This is a genomic window from Sporosarcina jiandibaonis, from assembly GCF_013184495.1.
In the GTDB taxonomy this organism is placed as follows: Bacteria; Bacillota; Bacilli; order Bacillales_A; family Planococcaceae; genus Sporosarcina; species Sporosarcina jiandibaonis.
Genome location: NZ_JAAOIY010000002.1, coordinates 65,198 through 82,081, shown reverse-complemented (window position 1 = coordinate 82,081; position 16,884 = coordinate 65,198). Strand labels below are relative to the sequence as shown.

Annotated in this window: 17 protein-coding genes and 1 other annotated feature; of the genes, 3 read left to right on the top strand and 14 right to left on the bottom strand. The window is 43.5% G+C overall.

Annotated features, from left to right (window positions below):
* Positions 1-12: 12 nt before the first annotated feature.
* The 9 genes from G8782_RS07465 to G8782_RS07425 all read right to left on the bottom strand — a co-directional run bounded on the left by G8782_RS07465 (position 13) and on the right by G8782_RS07425 (position 9,230).
* Complete coding sequence (locus tag G8782_RS07465; protein ID WP_172370330.1) at positions 13-939, bottom strand: ABC transporter ATP-binding protein; 927 nt, start codon at positions 937-939, stop codon at positions 13-15.
* A complete protein-coding gene (locus G8782_RS07460; RefSeq protein WP_172370329.1) occupies positions 920-1,945 on the bottom strand; it encodes an ABC transporter ATP-binding protein in 1,026 nt (341 codons plus the stop codon). The genes G8782_RS07465 and G8782_RS07460 overlap by 20 nt, the downstream gene beginning before the upstream one ends.
* 381 nt (positions 1,946-2,326) lie before the next feature.
* Positions 2,327-3,301 carry a DUF4003 family protein gene (locus G8782_RS07455; RefSeq protein WP_172370328.1) on the bottom strand — a complete coding sequence of 325 codons (975 nt, stop codon included), beginning with the start codon at positions 3,299-3,301 and terminating at the stop codon, positions 2,327-2,329.
* 106 nt (positions 3,302-3,407) lie between these two features.
* Positions 3,408-4,199: a tryptophan synthase subunit alpha gene (gene trpA / locus G8782_RS07450; protein ID WP_172370327.1), complete on the bottom strand. Its 792-nt coding sequence runs from the start codon at positions 4,197-4,199 to the stop codon at positions 3,408-3,410.
* The gene (gene trpB, locus G8782_RS07445; RefSeq protein WP_172370326.1) at positions 4,196-5,392 is read right to left on the bottom strand and encodes a tryptophan synthase subunit beta; all 1,197 of its coding nucleotides are present in this window, start codon (positions 5,390-5,392) and stop codon (positions 4,196-4,198) included. The genes trpA and trpB overlap by 4 nt, the downstream gene beginning before the upstream one ends.
* Entirely contained in the window at positions 5,392-6,009 is a 618-nt protein-coding gene (locus G8782_RS07440) for a phosphoribosylanthranilate isomerase (RefSeq protein WP_172370325.1), read from the bottom strand. Before G8782_RS07440 ends, trpB begins: the two co-directional genes overlap by 1 nt.
* A complete protein-coding gene (trpC, locus tag G8782_RS07435) occupies positions 6,006-6,794 on the bottom strand; it encodes an indole-3-glycerol phosphate synthase TrpC (protein WP_172370324.1) in 789 nt (262 codons plus the stop codon). The genes G8782_RS07440 and trpC overlap by 4 nt, the downstream gene beginning before the upstream one ends.
* Positions 6,791-7,831, bottom strand: a complete 1,041-nt coding sequence (trpD, locus tag G8782_RS07430) for an anthranilate phosphoribosyltransferase (protein ID WP_425505483.1) — start codon at positions 7,829-7,831, stop codon at positions 6,791-6,793. The genes trpC and trpD overlap by 4 nt, the downstream gene beginning before the upstream one ends.
* 22 nt (positions 7,832-7,853) lie before the next feature.
* Positions 7,854-9,230: a chorismate-binding protein gene (locus tag G8782_RS07425; protein ID WP_246231607.1), complete on the bottom strand. Its 1,377-nt coding sequence runs from the start codon at positions 9,228-9,230 to the stop codon at positions 7,854-7,856.
* Positions 9,231-9,296: 66 nt separating this feature from the next.
* Positions 9,297-9,531, bottom strand: a binding site (T-box leader).
* A 247-nt stretch (positions 9,532-9,778) separates the two neighbouring features.
* On the opposite strand from G8782_RS07425, the gene rluF reads away from it, so the two are divergent.
* Entirely contained in the window at positions 9,779-10,483 is a 705-nt protein-coding gene (gene rluF / locus G8782_RS07420; RefSeq protein ID WP_172370322.1) for a 23S rRNA pseudouridine(2604) synthase RluF, read from the top strand.
* Between the two features lie 62 nt (positions 10,484-10,545).
* Here rluF and G8782_RS07415 read toward each other — a convergent pair whose 3' ends face one another.
* From G8782_RS07415 to dacB, 5 genes are all read right to left on the bottom strand, one after another.
* Positions 10,546-10,830: a hypothetical protein gene (locus G8782_RS07415; RefSeq protein ID WP_172370321.1), complete on the bottom strand. Its 285-nt coding sequence runs from the start codon at positions 10,828-10,830 to the stop codon at positions 10,546-10,548.
* A gap of 128 nt (positions 10,831-10,958) precedes the next feature.
* Positions 10,959-11,684, bottom strand: a complete 726-nt coding sequence (locus G8782_RS07410; protein ID WP_172370320.1) for an amino acid ABC transporter ATP-binding protein — start codon at positions 11,682-11,684, stop codon at positions 10,959-10,961.
* A 12-nt stretch (positions 11,685-11,696) separates the two neighbouring features.
* Complete coding sequence (locus tag G8782_RS07405) at positions 11,697-12,329, bottom strand: amino acid ABC transporter permease (RefSeq protein WP_172370734.1); 633 nt, start codon at positions 12,327-12,329, stop codon at positions 11,697-11,699.
* 75 nt (positions 12,330-12,404) lie between these two features.
* Positions 12,405-13,238 (bottom strand): transporter substrate-binding domain-containing protein, encoded by an 834-nt coding sequence (locus G8782_RS07400; RefSeq protein WP_172370319.1) that lies wholly within the window; start codon positions 13,236-13,238, stop codon positions 12,405-12,407.
* A gap of 168 nt (positions 13,239-13,406) precedes the next feature.
* Entirely contained in the window at positions 13,407-14,978 is a 1,572-nt protein-coding gene (gene dacB / locus G8782_RS07395) for a D-alanyl-D-alanine carboxypeptidase/D-alanyl-D-alanine endopeptidase (protein ID WP_246231606.1), read from the bottom strand.
* Positions 14,979-15,098: 120 nt separating this feature from the next.
* On the opposite strand from dacB, the gene mgtE reads away from it, so the two are divergent.
* The gene (gene mgtE, locus G8782_RS07390) at positions 15,099-16,457 is read left to right on the top strand and encodes a magnesium transporter (protein WP_172370318.1); all 1,359 of its coding nucleotides are present in this window, start codon (positions 15,099-15,101) and stop codon (positions 16,455-16,457) included.
* A gap of 55 nt (positions 16,458-16,512) precedes the next feature.
* Entirely contained in the window at positions 16,513-16,884 is a 372-nt protein-coding gene (locus tag G8782_RS07385) for a VOC family protein (RefSeq protein ID WP_172370317.1), read from the top strand.

Sequence of the window (16,884 nt, the reverse complement as noted above, 5' to 3'; positions counted from 1 at the left end):
CATAATCCCCCTTTAAGGCAATGCAACAGAATGGGTGTCTGATATTTTCTTAAGATCGAATATTCGCCCATCCTTGTCGAAGTAATTATCGTATCCTGTGCGATATTCATCATCAATCGCTTGGCGCAAATGCGTCTTTTCAAGTCGTAACGCTGGGTCCATTTCCGGGATAGCAGAGATTAGACGCTTTGTGTAAAGGTGTTTCGGGTTACTATAAATCTCATCCGCTAGTCCTTCTTCTACTAATCTACCGCGGTACATAATCCCGATCCGGTCGCATAAATGTTGAATGACGCCAAGATCATGACTAATAAATAAATACGACAGGTTAAATTCTTTTTGAATGTCTTGCATAAAGTTTAAAACTTGCGCCTGAACCGATACATCAAGTGCTGAAACCGGTTCATCTGCAACGATTAGTTTCGGATTTAAAGTTAATGCGCGAGCTATTCCTATACGTTGACGTTGCCCGCCTGAAAATTGGTGAGGATAACGATAGATAGATTCGGGATTGAGCCCGACTCGTTCAATTAACGCTTGAACTCTCTTTTTCTCTTCGTCTGGTGATAGACGTTCGAAATTACGAAGAGGCTCTGCAACTATATCAAGCACCCTTTTTCTAACATTCAGCGAAGAATAAGGGTCTTGGAAAATCATTTGGATATCGCGAGTGTGAAGACGTTTTTCTTTTCCTCGAAGTTTTGCTAAATCTTTTCCTTCGAATAGAATTTCTCCTGATGTTACTTTATTCAGCCCGATAACTGCACGACCAGTTGTTGTTTTTCCGCAACCCGACTCTCCAACAAGACCGTATGTTTCGCCTGGTTGTATTTCAAAACTGACCCCGTCTGCAGCACGAACATGATCGACTACACGTTGGAAGAATCCGCCGCGAATCGGGAAATGAACTTTTAAATCATTAACTTTTAGTAAAGACATGTTTTTCTACTCCTGACTCTTCCGTTTGAAGATGGAAGTTTTTGTAGCAAGTGCATCGTACAAAATGCCCTGGTTCTACTTCGTGTAAAACAGGATCTTTCTCATGATCCTCCTGTGGAATCCAAGGAATTCTCGGGGCAAAGCGACAACCTTCTCGGTCTAGGTTTTGCAGTGACGGAACAATACCTTGAATTACATGAAGTCTTCCTTTGTCTGGCATATTCGACGGGATAGAACTGAGTAAAGAACGGGTATAAGGATGTAATGGATTCTTAAACATTTCATTTACTCCCGCAAGTTCCACAATTTGCCCTGCATACATAACAGCGACTCGATCGGCCATTTCTGCAACGACGCCGAGGTCATGAGTAATTAGAACTATTCCCGATTTCATCTGGGCTTGTAATTCCTTCATCAAGTCCATAATTTGTGCTTGGATTGTAACGTCCAGAGCAGTTGTCGGTTCATCGGCAATTAATAGAATTGGATCGCATGCAAGCGCAACCGCAATAACAACACGCTGTCTCATTCCACCCGATAATTCATGCGGATATTGCGAATAGACACGATTTTCATTCTTTATGCCTACTCTGCGAAGTAGTTCCAGAGTGCGCTTTTTCATGTCCGCCTGCGACAACTTAAGGTGATATTTCATCGGCTCCGTGATTTGCGACCCAATCGTTGAAAGCGGGTTTAGCGCCGTCATCGGATCTTGGAATATCATTCCCATATCTTTTCCGCGAATTTTATTAAGTCTGGCACGTGATAAGTTAAGAAGATTTTGCCCCTTAAAGTTAACCTGACCTTCAAGTTTTGTAACTCTAGCATCATGAAGTCCTATGATAGATAGGGCTAAAGCACTTTTCCCACAACCTGATTCTCCTACGATGGCGAGCACTTCATTCTCGTGGATTTTCAAGGAAACATCATCTACCGCAGCGTAGTATTTTCCCTTGATGCTAAACGACGTGCGGAGATTTTCAATTTCCAATACAGTGTTTCCCAAGAAAAATTCCTCCTAACTTAAACTAGTTCAAGCAAATATCTAATTTTCAGATTTCTAACTTCTTGCACTAATATACTACAGAAAATAGAAGTTTACAACTGCGTTTTTTTTAAATTCATAGTGTTACAATAATTTTTTTTATGACAGTAGAGTTACAAATGCTGATTTAAGTACATTTCTAAGAAGTTTTTTATAAATGCAAAAAAACTTTATTTAGAAATAATTTATTTTTCCTTATTTTTTCGCAAGAAAAAGAAGCCCTGCTGTAAAATAGCAGGACCTTATACTCTAAGAAATTCAAGGAATTATTTAAAAAATTTCAACTTAGCATACCAATGTCACAAGCAGCAAAACGCTTATGTAGAACTAATTCTCCATAAACTAAGAATTTGATGAGTTTGCTGTGGAGGAAGCCGCCATCGCCGCTATTGTCACCGCCATCACTGCCTGTTGGGCTTGAATCAGAAGTTCTACGGACGTCGCTAGACTCATAATCGCTTCTTCTGCATTACCTACCAATTCATGAATTACATAACCAATACCCAGAGAAAGCGCCATATCTTTTTTCCATTTCAGCGGACTTGATTCTTCAAGCGCAAATGTTAACTCGACAATTTTTCGCAGTTCGTGATTTGACACGTTAAATATTGTCAGAAATCCAATGAGCGGATAGTGAATCGGCCGTACTTTCGTTTCCCCTGCAAAGTAATGGTGAATTTCTGTTGCTTTCGTAATTAGCGAAGGGTTGAAATCTTCGTTCAAATAAGTCATTACTTGCGATAACCATTGTAGTTCATTGCCCGCGCGGAACTTTTCCTTGCGAAGCGCATCATAGTACATACGCATCGATTTTGCTTGCGTTACTGGATTGAATCCTCTTTTCGCCAACAAAACAGCATACGTATAATCATCATCAGACGTTAAAAAGAAATGATGTTTTTTCATTTCGGCAAATAGAGCTTTTGCAAGCCGGGCTTCAGTGTCATAGGATTCTTTATCGTTTGTCATAAAGAGTGCCGCTAAATAGGAATGGATTGTATTCCGAAAACCGAAAGTCCGTAGTATGCGTTGTTTTTCGAATAAGCGAATAACTTCTTCTTCGATGTTAACGCCAGGTTGATCGAGAAATGCAGCCATCATTGGCAAGAGATTTCCTCGCAAAGGCGAGAACCAACCCGCTTTTTGTTTTATCGCATCCATTGAGCGGCTCAAGCTCTCCGCATCAAACTCACGCTCCGAAGTGACGTAGTACGAAGTAATTGTCAACACAACATTTCGATCGACTGTCCAACCAGCCAATGACTTTACTTTTTCATACGTCATTTCAACGTCTCGCCTAATCGCATTCGTATCCAAATTACCCACCCCTTACTATATCTGTACGAATTGACTCGGGAAAGGTTTCAATAATTTACAAATGAATTAAATATTCACTGTTATTCTTTAGCATGTGAAAGCGCTATTATATGGTAGGAATTTTATTTTTCGATGCGTTAACGAGTTTTTCGACAGTTTTCAAATCTCCGTCGTGAAGAGCGGTTACGATTGCACTTCCGACAATTACGCCATCTGCAAAACTTCCGATCAACTCGACTTGTTCCGTTGTCGATATTCCAAAACCCGCAAGAACAGGAACAGAACTGACAGCTTTCAACTTTTGCAGATGTTCTTCCAGTTGCCCTTCAAACCCATCCCGAACGCCCGTTATCCCATTCACGGTCACGGCATAAATGAAGCCTTCGCCCGCAGCCGTTATTTTTTCGATCCGCTCAGGCGGACTCGTCAACGAGACAAGCGGGATGAGTGCAATATCCGCATTCGTCAACGCATCGCGAACCAAATCTACTTCTTCGTAAGGCAAATCCGGGATAATCAACCCGCTAATTCCGCTGTTTCGACAGTCGTCTGCAAATTCCTCGATGCCGTACTGAATAATCGGGTTCAAATACGTCATTAAGATAATCGGCACCTTCACTTCATCTTTGAAAGAAGCCACCGTTTCTACGACTAGACGAAGCGTAACCCCTTTCGCAAGCGCACGTTCACCGGCTTCCTGAATGATTGGGCCATCTGCCACAGGATCGGAAAACGGGATACCGAGCTCGATTGCAGTCACTCCGATTTTCTGGAGAAATAAAATCGTTTCTCTCAATTTTTCAATACCGCCATCGCCCGCCATGATATAAGGAACAAACGCTTTATCCCCACGTCTGTTGCATGCTTGAATCGCCTCTGTTATTTGCTTTTTCGTCATGACTTATCCCCTCCAAGTGCCGCCTTTACAGTTTCTACGTCTTTATCGCCGCGTCCTGATAAACAGACGACAATAATTTCTTCTTTACTCATGTCCGCAGCAAGTTCCACCGCATATTGCACAGCATGAGAACTTTCTAACGCCGGAATAATCCCTTCCGTTTGCGACAGCAACTGAAGCGCTTCAAGTGCGCCTTCATCTGTTATCGATGTATACGCAGCCCGACCGCTTTCATGTAAATGACAATGTTCGGGGCCAATCGCGGGATAATCCAAACCCGCCGAAATCGAATGCGCTTCTTGTATCAACCCATCCTCATCTTGCAACACATACATATAGGCACCGTGCAATACGCCTTCTTTTCCACCGGCAACCGCTGCCGAATGAAGACCGGTCGCAATTCCGCTGCCTGCCGCCTCGACACCGAATAATTTCACATTTTCATCTTCGACAAACGGATAAAACATGCCAATCGAGTTGCTTCCGCCCCCTACGCAAGCGACCACCGCATCAGGCAATCGCCCTTCTTTCTCCAAAATTTGCGCTTTCGTTTCATCGCCAATCACCCGTTGGAAGTCGCGGACAATTTCAGGAAACGGATGCGGACCCAATGCAGAACCTAAAATATAATGCGTATCTTCGACATTCGTCACCCAATAGCGAAGCGCTTCATTGACCGCATCTTTCAACGTGCCCGCGCCTTTATCAACGGATTTTACAGTGGCACCGAGCAGCTCCATCCGGAAAACGTTCAATTCCTGTCGGCGAATGTCTTCTTTGCCCATGAAAATCGTGCACTCAAGTCCGAACAACGCGCAGACAGTTGCCGTTGCAACGCCGTGCTGACCTGCACCCGTCTCTGCGACAATTTTCTTCTTCCCCATGCGCACTGCAAGTAGGGCTTGGCCGACAGTGTTGTTGATCTTATGAGCACCCGTATGGTTCAAATCCTCCCGTTTCAAATAAATCTTCGCGCCGCCCGCATGTTTCGTGAGTCTTTCCGCAAAATAGAGCGGCGTTTCGCGCCCGACAAAATCTTTTAAATAATAAGCGACTTCGGCCAGAAACTCCGGATTTTCGATTGCCAAGTCATAAGCCTTCTCCAATTCAATCAATGCGGTCATTAACGTCTCTGGCACGTATTGCCCGCCGAATTTCCCGTATCGTCCAGACCTTGTTTGCTCTTTAACCATCAGAATCGCACTCCTTCTTTAACTGCCTGTATAAATTCCTGTATTAATCCTTTATCTTTTCGTTTACCTCGTTCTACGCCACTTGATACATCCACCATAAAAGGACGAACTCTCTGAACAGCCTCTTTTACATTGCCGATGTTTAATCCGCCCGCAAGAATTATTTTCTCAGCGGGAATTTCTGCAGCTTTTAGCAACTCCCAATCGAACGTGACCCCGCTCCCGCCTTTATAAACCGTGCCCGGCGCATCAAATAAGTAATAATTCGTCTCGTATTCTGATGCCTCTTTTACATTATCGGTACTTTTCACGGATAACGCTTTAATCGAAGGCAACTGCATTTTTCTAATAAAATCTGCATCTTCATCCCCATGAAATTGCACGTAATCAAGGGGAACCGCCTTGAAAATACGTGTAATTTCCTCCTGTGTTTCATTGACAAAAACACCGATTTTAAGCACATTATCCGGTATTTCTCTTGCCAGTTCTTGTGCCTGTTCAACGGTTACTCTCCGACTGCTTGGCGCAAAAACAAAACCAATCGCATCCGCACCGGCATCTACCGCGGCGTTCACATGTTCACGTTCCATTAGCCCGCATATTTTCACCTTCGTCATCGGACAGCCCTCCCGAGCGGAACTTGCAATGCTTCAATTGCTTCAATAACGGAACCGCTTCGCATCAAGGATTCACCGACGAGCACCCCGTTCGCGCCGGCTTCTGCAACCCGAACCGCGTCATCTCGCCCGACTAAACCACTCTCGCTGATCAACACCCGTTCTTCGTCAAACGGGAAATGCGCCGCCACTTCCTCCGTCCTCGCAAGATCCACTTCAAACGTTCTAAGATCACGGTTATTCACGCCAATTAATTTTGCATCGATTTCCAGCGCTGATTTCAGTTCTTCGACGTCATGCACTTCGACGAGTACTTCAAGCCCTGACCCCGTTGCATACGAATAAAGTTCTGCAAGCTCTTTAGTCTCCAAGGCTGAAACGATCAGCAATATAACAGACGCCCCCGCACTTCTCGCTTTATCGATTTGCACTTTATGAATGATAAAATCCTTGCATAAGAGCGGCGTTGAAACAGCAGCCGCAACAGCTTCCAAATCACCAAATGACCCTTGGAAAAAAGGTGCATCTGTCAATACTGAAATGCATGCGACGCCGGCTTCGCTATAATTTTCAGCTTGCGTAACAGGATCCGCGCCTTCTGCAATTAACCCCTTGGAAGGCGACGCCCGCTTCATCTCCGCAATGACTTGCAACTTTTCAGCTTTGTGCAATTTTTCGAATAAAGAAGGGCGGGTTTTCCCACTTTTAACCGCGATCATTTCCTCGGCGAGCAAAGCTTCCACTTCAATTCGTTTCTCCCGTAGAATCTTGTCTAATATCGTCATATGACCAGCTCCTCCTTCTGACCGATCTTTTCACTGAACGCAATCACTGCTTCCAACTTTTCTAATGCGCGGCCCGATAAAATACTATCCGTCGCCAGTTTAACGCCTTCTTGTATCGTTCCCGCTTGCCCGTTCGCAAACAAGCCTATTCCTGCATTAAAAACAACGGTGTCGAAACGCGGACCGCGTTCCCCGCCAAGAACAGAACGAGTGATTTCTGCATTTTCGACTGGTGTTCCTCCGCGGATTGCTGATAAATCTGCCGCTTGCAAACCAACATCATCCGGCGTAAGCGAAAATGGAATTAAATCTCCTTGATCTAGCAATACAAATGCGTTTTGGCCTGCCAGCGAAGCTTCATCCATCCCGCCAGCACCCGATACGACAATCGCCCGTTCGCGCCCTAGCATTTGAAGAACGGATGCATATTCCATGATGAAATCGGGTCGACTTATTCCTGTAAACTGCGTGTGCAATTGAAGCGGGTTAGTTAACGGTCCGACGAGATTGAATATCGTCGCTTTTCCAATTTCACTGCGCACTTCCCCAATTCGCTTCATTCTCGGATGCACATTCGGAGCGAACAGAAAGGAAACCCCTTCTCGTCGAAGCAACTCCCCCATTTCTTCCGGGCTGAAATTCGTATGAATCCCGAGTGCATCGAGCACGTCTTGACTGCCAGCGGCGCTCGAAATTTTCCGATTTCCGTGTTTCGCGACCGATGCGCCAGCACCCGCTAAAACGAAAGCCGCTGTCGTGCTGATATTAAAGCTGTTGACACCGTCGCCGCCCGTCCCGCAATTATCCATATAAGAACCCTTTTCTACGTTCAAATCAATCGCAAATGATCGCATGACGGATGCGAGAGCAGCCACTTCATGAGCCGTTTCCCCTTTTGCCGATAATGCGACCAAGAACTTCTTGATGTCCTCTTTCGGCGTATTTTCATCAAATAATAACTGTGCCGCCTCTTTCATTTCTTCATATGGCAAATGCTGATTCTGCTCAACTAGTTTCAAATGCTTTTCCATGCTCATCTCTCCCCGTCTCAATTTTCAATCATCCTTGAATAACCTCTAGTAATGATTTTGCTTTATTCACAGTTTCCAAGTATTCATCTGTCGGGTTGGATGCCTGCACAATGCCGGCACCCGCTTGAACATAGGCTTTTTCACCTTTTATCAACATCGTGCGAATCGTTAATGCAAAGTCGATATTGCCGTTCAAGCCGATATAACCAATCGCGCCGCCGTATATGCCGCGATGCTGTTCTTCCAACTGGTCAATAATATCCATCGCCACTGATTTGGGTGAACCTGTCACCGTGCCAGCCGGTGAACTCGCTTTAAGTGCGTCAAGCGCATGCAACCCGTGAGACAATGTTCCTTCAATTTCTGAAACGAGGTGTATCACATGTTCATAGCGGACCGTTTCCATATAGTTCGACACGCGGACGGTTTCTGGAATGCACATCTCATTCATTTCTTTTTTACTTAATTCAACAAGCATATCGTGCTCTGCAAGTTCTTTCGGGTCTTTCCGCAATTCCTCTTCTAGCGCGAGATCTTCTGCTTGATCTTTACCGCGCCGCCGCGTTCCAGCTATCGGATTAACCATCACCGTGTCTCCTGTTACTTTCACAAGACTCTCGGGAGACGTTCCGATAACGGTATGATCCTCGAATTCCATGTAATACATATAGGGAGACGGATTGCTTTTCCGCAATTTGCGATAAAGCGCGAATGAGTCGCCTTGAATATCCGCTTCCAACCTGCGCGATATCACGATTTGCTCGGCCACACCTTTTTCAATAAAGGAAATTGCTTCGCGCACTTGTTCTTCGAATTGTTGTTGCGTAATTCCGCATCGATAAGGAGACATGCTTACAGCCGCTTCCTTTTCAGTAACGCCATTTAAAATCATATCTTCCAACGCCTCTAAATTCGGCTCGCCGTACACCGGGTTGATTTCTGTATGCAACAAAGTCACTTCATGAAATTTGTGGTCGTAAATAATGACGGTATCGTAAATATTGAAGTAGACATCCGGCATTTCTAAGTCGTCTGCTCCACGCACTTTGCCATTTCGTGCAGCTCCGTAACCGACATACCCAACCGCGCCGCCTGTGAATGGATAATTCACATCATCCGTAATTCGCGGCATCAGTCTCTTTAATAATTTATATAAGTCGCCTTCATGCTTGTAAGCCCGCCCGTTTGTATAATCCAACTCCTCGATTTGACCATCTTGGCCCCGGTACGCTTTCACCGGGTTCATTCCTATAAACGAATATCGTCCAGAGCCTTTCTGAATGGATGAACTTTCTAGTAAAAACTTCTGCTTCCCTTGCAGTCGCCTGAAGATTAAAATCGGCGTGAGCGAATCGCCATTCAGTTTCTTTATCGTCGTCCGTAAGCTTTTTGTTTTCATTGTCATCTCATCACTCCTCGTTTTTCATTGAAATAAAAAAAGCCCCCTGCAAAAGGACAGATTAGTCCGATTGCAGAGGACGGTTTAACCGCGTTGCCACCTCTAGTTGAAGTATTTCTACTTCCTCTTGGCGCGCTTTTATAAAACGAAAGCACATCCCATAACGCGGGATAGACGTCCCCCTTGGAAAAATTCTCCAAGAGGACTCTCATAAGTCCATTCACAAAGGCCGCGTATCAGTTTCCACCACCCACTGATTCTCTGCCAAACGCTCACCCGTGCTACTCTTCTTATTCAACAATTTCTCAGCTATGCTCTTCTCATCTCAGCTCATCTGTTCCGTGGGCGGCACCGCTCTCGGTACCTCCTGCCCGTCTTTGAAACAAAAAAGTTCTTACAAGCATAATACATGAAATCAGAATTGTCAACCACTTTTCCGGAAATTAATTCAATATGGGAATAACCCCGCCGCTAGTCCATTAATTGATATCCAACGATTCGTCATTTACACTGGATATAAAGAGTAATACACACCAACAGACAGGATGACTTCAATGAGAATTAATAAATATTTAAGCTCAGCCGGAATTGTCTCAAGACGTGGCGCCGATAAGTGGATCGAAGACGGGCGTATCACGATTAACGGACAACCTGCCGAACTTGGCAGCCGAGTAAATGAAGGCGACGACGTCCGCGTAGACGGAAAACCAGTAAAAACCGAAGAACAACTCGTCTATATCGCGCTGAATAAACCCGTCGGCATCACAAGCACGACAGAACGCCATATTGAAGGCAATGTCGTCGATTTCGTCAATCATCCACTGCGCATATTTCATATCGGCAGACTTGATAAAGACTCGAATGGACTCTTGCTACTCACAAACGACGGCGATATTGTGAATGAAATACTGCGCGAAGAGCATGGTCATGAAAAAGAATATATCGTCACGGTCGACAAACCGATTACGAAAGAGTTTGTGCAAAAAATGGAGTCTGGCGTCGATATTCTCGGGACAACGACAAAACCGTGCAAAGTGAAACAACTCGGGCCTCGCAAATTCAACATCACGCTCACACAAGGATTAAATCGCCAAATCCGCCGCATGTGTTCCGCACTCGGTTTCACAGTGAAAAGCCTGCAGCGCACACGAATCTTAAACATCCATCTTGGTAATTTACCGAATGGAAAATGGCGCGATTTAACGAAAGACGAACTGGATGAAATGTTTAAAATGATGAATTATGAACCGAAACGATAAAGAAAGCAGTTCCAACCCCGGAAGATTCCCGGGTGGGAACTGCATTTCTTTTAATTAGAAGTTCAATTTTGTATTTTTTCTTTTTTTAATCCAACTGCCAACCAAGAAATAATTAATGAGATTACAGGAAAAATGATGTTCCAAGAAGACACTTGAAGTTCTAAATCAGGATAATATTGTTTAAAGTGCCATACTTCATATAAGAGATTAAGAAGTAGCGTCACAATCGATCCAACAAATACTTTTTTAGTGATGACGGACAATAAAACCCCTAATCCAATAACAATAAAAGGAATGATAACTAACTGCATCAGAAACGGGTCAACATGTTCCACAAAGACTTTCATAATAGGCCTCCCCCCCCCCAAATATAATAATATTATAGCATGAACATTCGATCTATTCAGATATACATTTACAAAACAGCATAAAAAAGCTGTTCAACATCTCTACTGACGTTGAACAGCTTTTTATTTTACACATCAACCATTTCCAAAAATTGTCGTGTGCGTTCGTTTGTTGAGTGATTGAAAAATTGCTCGGGGGTTGCATTTTCTATGATGCGACCTTCATCTAGCATGATGATGCGGTCAGCTACTTCTTTCGCGAATTTCATTTCATGGGTGACGACAACCATTGTCATTCCGTCATTCGCCAACTTTTTCATCACTTGAAGCACTTCCCCGACAAGTTCGGGGTCGAGCGCTGATGTCGGTTCATCAAATAACAAGGCTTTCGGTTTCATCGCGAGGGCTCTTGCGATTGCCACACGTTGTTTTTGCCCGCCCGATAATTTATTTGGGTACACATGGGCTTTGTCAGCCAAATCAACCTCTTCAAGAATCAATAATGCTTCTTTTATGGCCTCTTCCTTATTCATCTTTTTCACAATAATCGGCGCTTCTATAATATTTTCGAGCACCGTCTTATGAGGGAAAAGATTGAAATGCTGGAACACCATGCCTACTTCCGCCCGAACATTTGACAGGTCGTCTTTCTTCCGGTCGACTTTCCGATCATCGATTGAGATTTCACCTTCATTTATTATTTCGAGGAAATTCAAACAACGGAGGAGCGTGCTTTTTCCTGAACCGCTGACGCCGACAAGAACAATGACTTCTCCGGCATTGACATCAATGTCGATTCCTTTTAAGACTTCTAAATCACCAAAGGATTTGTGAATGTTTACCCCTTTAAGCATCAAAACTCCTCCTCATGCTTTATCAACATCTAATTTATTTTCGTACCATTTTAATAGTGCAGAAAAAATCAGCACTAATACGAGGTAGTAAAATCCAACAACTAGAAACGTTTCAAATGGTTGGAATGATGATGCCGATTCCCGGTTAGCTAGTCCAAATAATTCAGAAACACCGATGACATACACGAGCGATGAATCTTTTAGCGTGATGATGAACTGGTTGCCTAATGGCGGAATCGCTCTGCGCAAGGCTTGCGGGAAAATGATTCGGCGCATGGTCTGCGAGCGGTTCATGCCTAGCGCAAGACTCGCTTCACGTTGTCCGCGGTCGATTCCCTGGATAGCTCCTCTGAATATTTCAGCAATATATGCGCCGTTATGAACACCTAGCGCAATCGCACCTGCCCAAAAATTCGACAGAACGATGATCGACGTAATACCGTAATATAGAAACATTATCTGTACGATCAATGGCGTTCCGCGAATTAACGTAATATACAAGTTAGCGATTGTTTGCAGGATTTTAGATCTCGAGATTTTCATTAGAGCAAAGACAATACCGAATGCGGTACCTATCACGACAGCGATTGCTGTTAATTCTATTGTTATGAGTGCTGCTTTTAGAAAACCTTCATATGTTCGCATAAATACATCATACAAAGTTATAAATATATCAGGCACCGGCAATGACCTCTTTCTTCAACAAGTAAATTGGAGTGTTCACTCTAATAATTCAACGCCTTCCAGATCGAGGTCTAGCAAGTTTCGTTTGAACCATTTTTGCGAAATCTCATCATAAGTTCCGTCGTCAATCATCTCTTGGAGCGCTTTATCAATAGCTTCTCTTAATTCATCATTGTCTTTTTTCACGGCAATGGAAGGTTGTTCAACCCAAAGCGGCTTGCCCACTTCTTTTACATCAAATCCATTGTCAATCGCTTGAAACCCAACGATATCCGCTGTAATGACTGCATCTAGTCGCCCTTTAATCGTTAAGTCTTTCAGTGCGACGACGTCACTGCTGTAATACTGAAGGTCATCAGAGAGCGTTTTGGCCGGCTCTTCGTAAGTCGATTGCGCAACAACGCCAATTTTCTTCCCTTTAAGATCATCGGCCGATTTAATTTCCGTGTTATCTTTTGAAACAAATATCATGCCGCCAGAGTAGTAGTAAGGCTCGGTGAAGCTTGCCTGTTCTGCACGTTTTTTCGTGTACGCCATTGAACCGATGATGGCATCATATTTCTCTTCAACGAGTCCTTGTAAAATCGTCTCAAATGGATTCGTAACGGGATTTGGTTCAAGACCGAGTTTTTCTGCGATAGCCGTCCCGATTTCAATATCAAACCCAGTGAGTTCTCCGCCTTCTTCAAAGTTAAATGGCTTATACAATCCGCTCGCCGCAAATGTTAAACTGCCTTTTTTCACTAGTTTATAGTTTTCTCCGGGTTCTTTGCTGGCTCCGTTATTTTCAGCTTTTTTCTCTTCCCCGCATGCTGATAAAAGCAAGACTGAAGCAATTAGTAATAGAAATAATGATTTCAATTTCGTCATCTTGTCAAATCTCCCCTTTGTTTTATGTATTTTATAACTACTGAACCTCTGACTTTCCTTTCCCTACATTTTTTACGATAAACAAGTAGTTAGAAAGTTAGTACAAAAGGGCGGTTTAGATGATAGGAAAAAAGCTGTACAAACACCTAGGTGTTTGTACAGCTTTCATTAATCCCGTTGATAGTTCGCAATGATCACCGCAAGTTCGTCTAACAATCCGTATGCCGTGTCATCCAAGTGATTGTTGATAATCGCCGAAAAGATTAGCGTTTCCCCGTCTTTCGTTTCCGCATACCCCGCCAAAGACGAAACGCCGTTTAGCGTTCCCGTTTTCGCTTTGACTTTGCCTTCTGCTGCTGTGCCATTCATTCGATAACGCAATGTTCCTCCGACAAATCTTTCTTCAATGCCCGCGACAGGTAATGAATTCACGAAGTCATCGTACCAGGGTTTTGTTTGCGCAATAAATAAAAGATTGGTCACTTCATTGGCGGTGACGAGGGTTTTATGGGACATCCCTGAACCGTCGCGCAGCAATATGGTATTCATGTCCATGCCTATGTCAGCGAGTGTTTTATTCATAACCTCAAGCCCTTTGTCCCAACTTCCTTTGTCGCCGATTACTCGTCCTATTTCTTTGACGAGAACTTCCCCATGTCCGTTATTGCTCAACTTCATAAAAGGCGTGAGTATTTCTTTTAAAGGTATGGACTGGTTGGTAGCCAATAGACTTGCGCCGCTAGGAACTTTGCCTGTTCCGATTTGTGTGACGTCAGTGAATTCGATGCCTTGCTCGTCAAGTACGTGTTTGAATACATTCAATGTGTAATTCGTCGGTTCCCAAACCGATGCCCAGGAACGATTTTGTTTTAAACCTAGCGGGACTGTTCCGGAGACGATGACCGTGTTCGAACCATGTACGCGCTCTGCTTTAATATAGGATGTCCCGTTCTTCGCAACGGTTTTTGTTTTATTGACAATTTTTATATAACTGTTTTCTGGAACCATTCGAATCGACCCGGCTTCACCGGATTTGGCAGCGGGATACACGTCGACGATAACCGTTCCAGCGTCAAAATCGTCATTCGGGGAAAGCGTCAACGCCGAAACTTGCGCGCCAGAGTAATACGGCTCATCTGACCAGTTCAAATCTTGTGAAAGCCGATCATCGTCATACCATGTATCATCTCCGAATAGATTACCGGCTATGGAATGAATGCCTTTCTCTTTTAATTCCGTTGCAAACAGGATTAAATCGTCTTTTGTAAGCGTCGGGTCTCCTAGTCCTTTTATATAAAGATTCCCTTGAAGCTCTCCATTTTTAATTTTCCCGTCTGTATACAGTTCTGTTTTAAATGCGTGCTCAAGTCCGAGCGTCTCAAGGGCCGCTGCTCCTGTGAGAAGTTTCATGAGAGAGGCTGGATGGACTCTGGTATCGCCTAAATTTGTGTAAAGTATTTTCCCGTCCGCCGCGTTTCGTATGCTGATAGAAGTTGTTGTTCCTTCCAGTCTGGCGTCTTTCAATACTTTGTTAATCTGTTCCTCTAATCCAGCATTATTTTCAATTAGTTGTTTTTCCATTTCTTCGTTCGGCTTAATTTCTTTAAATACAAACTCTTTAGAAGAAGGCGAGACAACAACTTCTGATTTGTCTGATTGATTCTTGATAACTGGGATGATTATTACTACCAGTATAAGCATGAAAACAACAATTGATTTTCCTATCCGTAGTTTATCCAATTGACTGCACCTCAGCATTCATTCATTATGATGAAGATTACCATCCAGGTTTTCAAATAACACTTTTAGGGCAAATTAACAAAGAGAATCATTCATTTTTTCGAAAGAGGGGTGTTGTCATTGATCAAAAAAATTGAAGAAGATGAAATTGCAATCGGTTTAATTCAACTGCTGAAAGATGGAAAGAAAGAAGAGTTTCAAGATGTCACCAAAGAACTTATGCCTTATGACGTTGCACATTTATATAAGGAATTACCGACAAAACGCAAACCCCTTTTCCTTGAATATTTGGATTTAAAGGAGTTAGCGTATCTCTTGCGCTACCTGACTAGAGATGAACAGCTCCACGTTATTGAAATTCTGAAACCTGATCGTTCAGCAGAACTCTTAGATCTTATGAAAAATGATGAGCTTGCGGTCATGTTGACAGGATTATCAAGTGATGCCATTGATAAACTTATTAAAAAGATGAAACACGAAGAGTCTGCCGCGATCCGTAAAATCCTTTCCTATCCCGAAAAGTCTGCCGGGCGCTCGATGTCTGACCGCTTTGTATGGATCGAGAAGTCATACACGGTTGAAGAAGCCATCGATAAACTAAAACACTTCTCGGATTTGGCGGAGTATTTGAACTACCTCTACGTGATTGATCATGAACGAAAACTAGTCGGCGTCGTTTCTTACCGTGATTTATTGCTCGCGGAAACTGATGTTGTCATTGAAGATATCATGGTCAAAAATGTTGTTAAAGTTGACGTGTCGACGAAACAAGAAGAAGTGGCGAAACTGATTGCCAGGCATGATTTCGTCTCCATCCCGGTTGTGGTGGAGGATAATACATTGGCAGGAATCATTACGGTTGATGACGTTGTCGATATTATTATGAGAGAAGCAGATGACGATATCGGGATGCTTTTAGCTTCAGGTAAGGACATCGACTTCACTACGCCGCCGTTCATTGCGGCCTATCGACGTCTTCCGTGGCTTATTTTGCTGTTATTTATCGGTCTTGTTTCCGGAAGTATCATTGCAAGATTTGAAGCGACGCTTGAAGCTGTTGTCGCTCTGGCCTTTTTCATGCCGATGATTGCTGGAATGACAGGAAATACGGGAACCCAATCGCTCGCCATCGTTGTGCGCGGCTTCGTGACCGAAGATCTTAGCCCGAAGAAAACGATGAAACTGATTTTCAGAGAGTTTTTAGTCGGAATTATTATTGGTTTAACTTGCGCAATTGTTATTTTAATCATCGCATACATTTGGCAAGGCAGTTTGGTTCTTGGGTTAGTTGTCGGTGCTTCCTTACTTGCTACCCTTATTATCGGGACGCTCGCAGGAACGATTATCCCGCTTATTTTGCACAAGTTCAATGTGGATCCAGCTGTTGCATCCGGACCGCTTATCACGACAATCAATGATATTTTATCACTTCTTATTTACTTTGGCATTGCGACGATGTTTATTTCTAAGCTAATGTAATACAACAAAAACATTGTGTTACAATTGAGAAAATGGTGCCAAAGGAGATATTGATATGACTCAAATTAATAGAATCGGTCAAGTTGCAGTACCCGTAAAAGAATTAAACCGTGCAGTTTCTTTCTACCGAGATATTTTAGGTTTATCGCTTTTATTCAATACTGATACGATGGCATTCTTTGACTGCGACGGTGTGAGACTGCTCTTGACTCTACCCGAAAAAGAGCAATTTTCGAAGGCTAGTTCCATACTTTATTTCAACGTCGATGACATTCACGAGCGTTACGAAACGTTGAAAGCCAAGGACGTTTCATTTTTGGATGAACCGCATGTTGTCGCAAAAATGGGTTCAACAGAAACATGGATGGTGTTCTTCAACGATACCGAAGGCAATACGCACGCTTTAATGAGCGAAATCGCGGTTTAG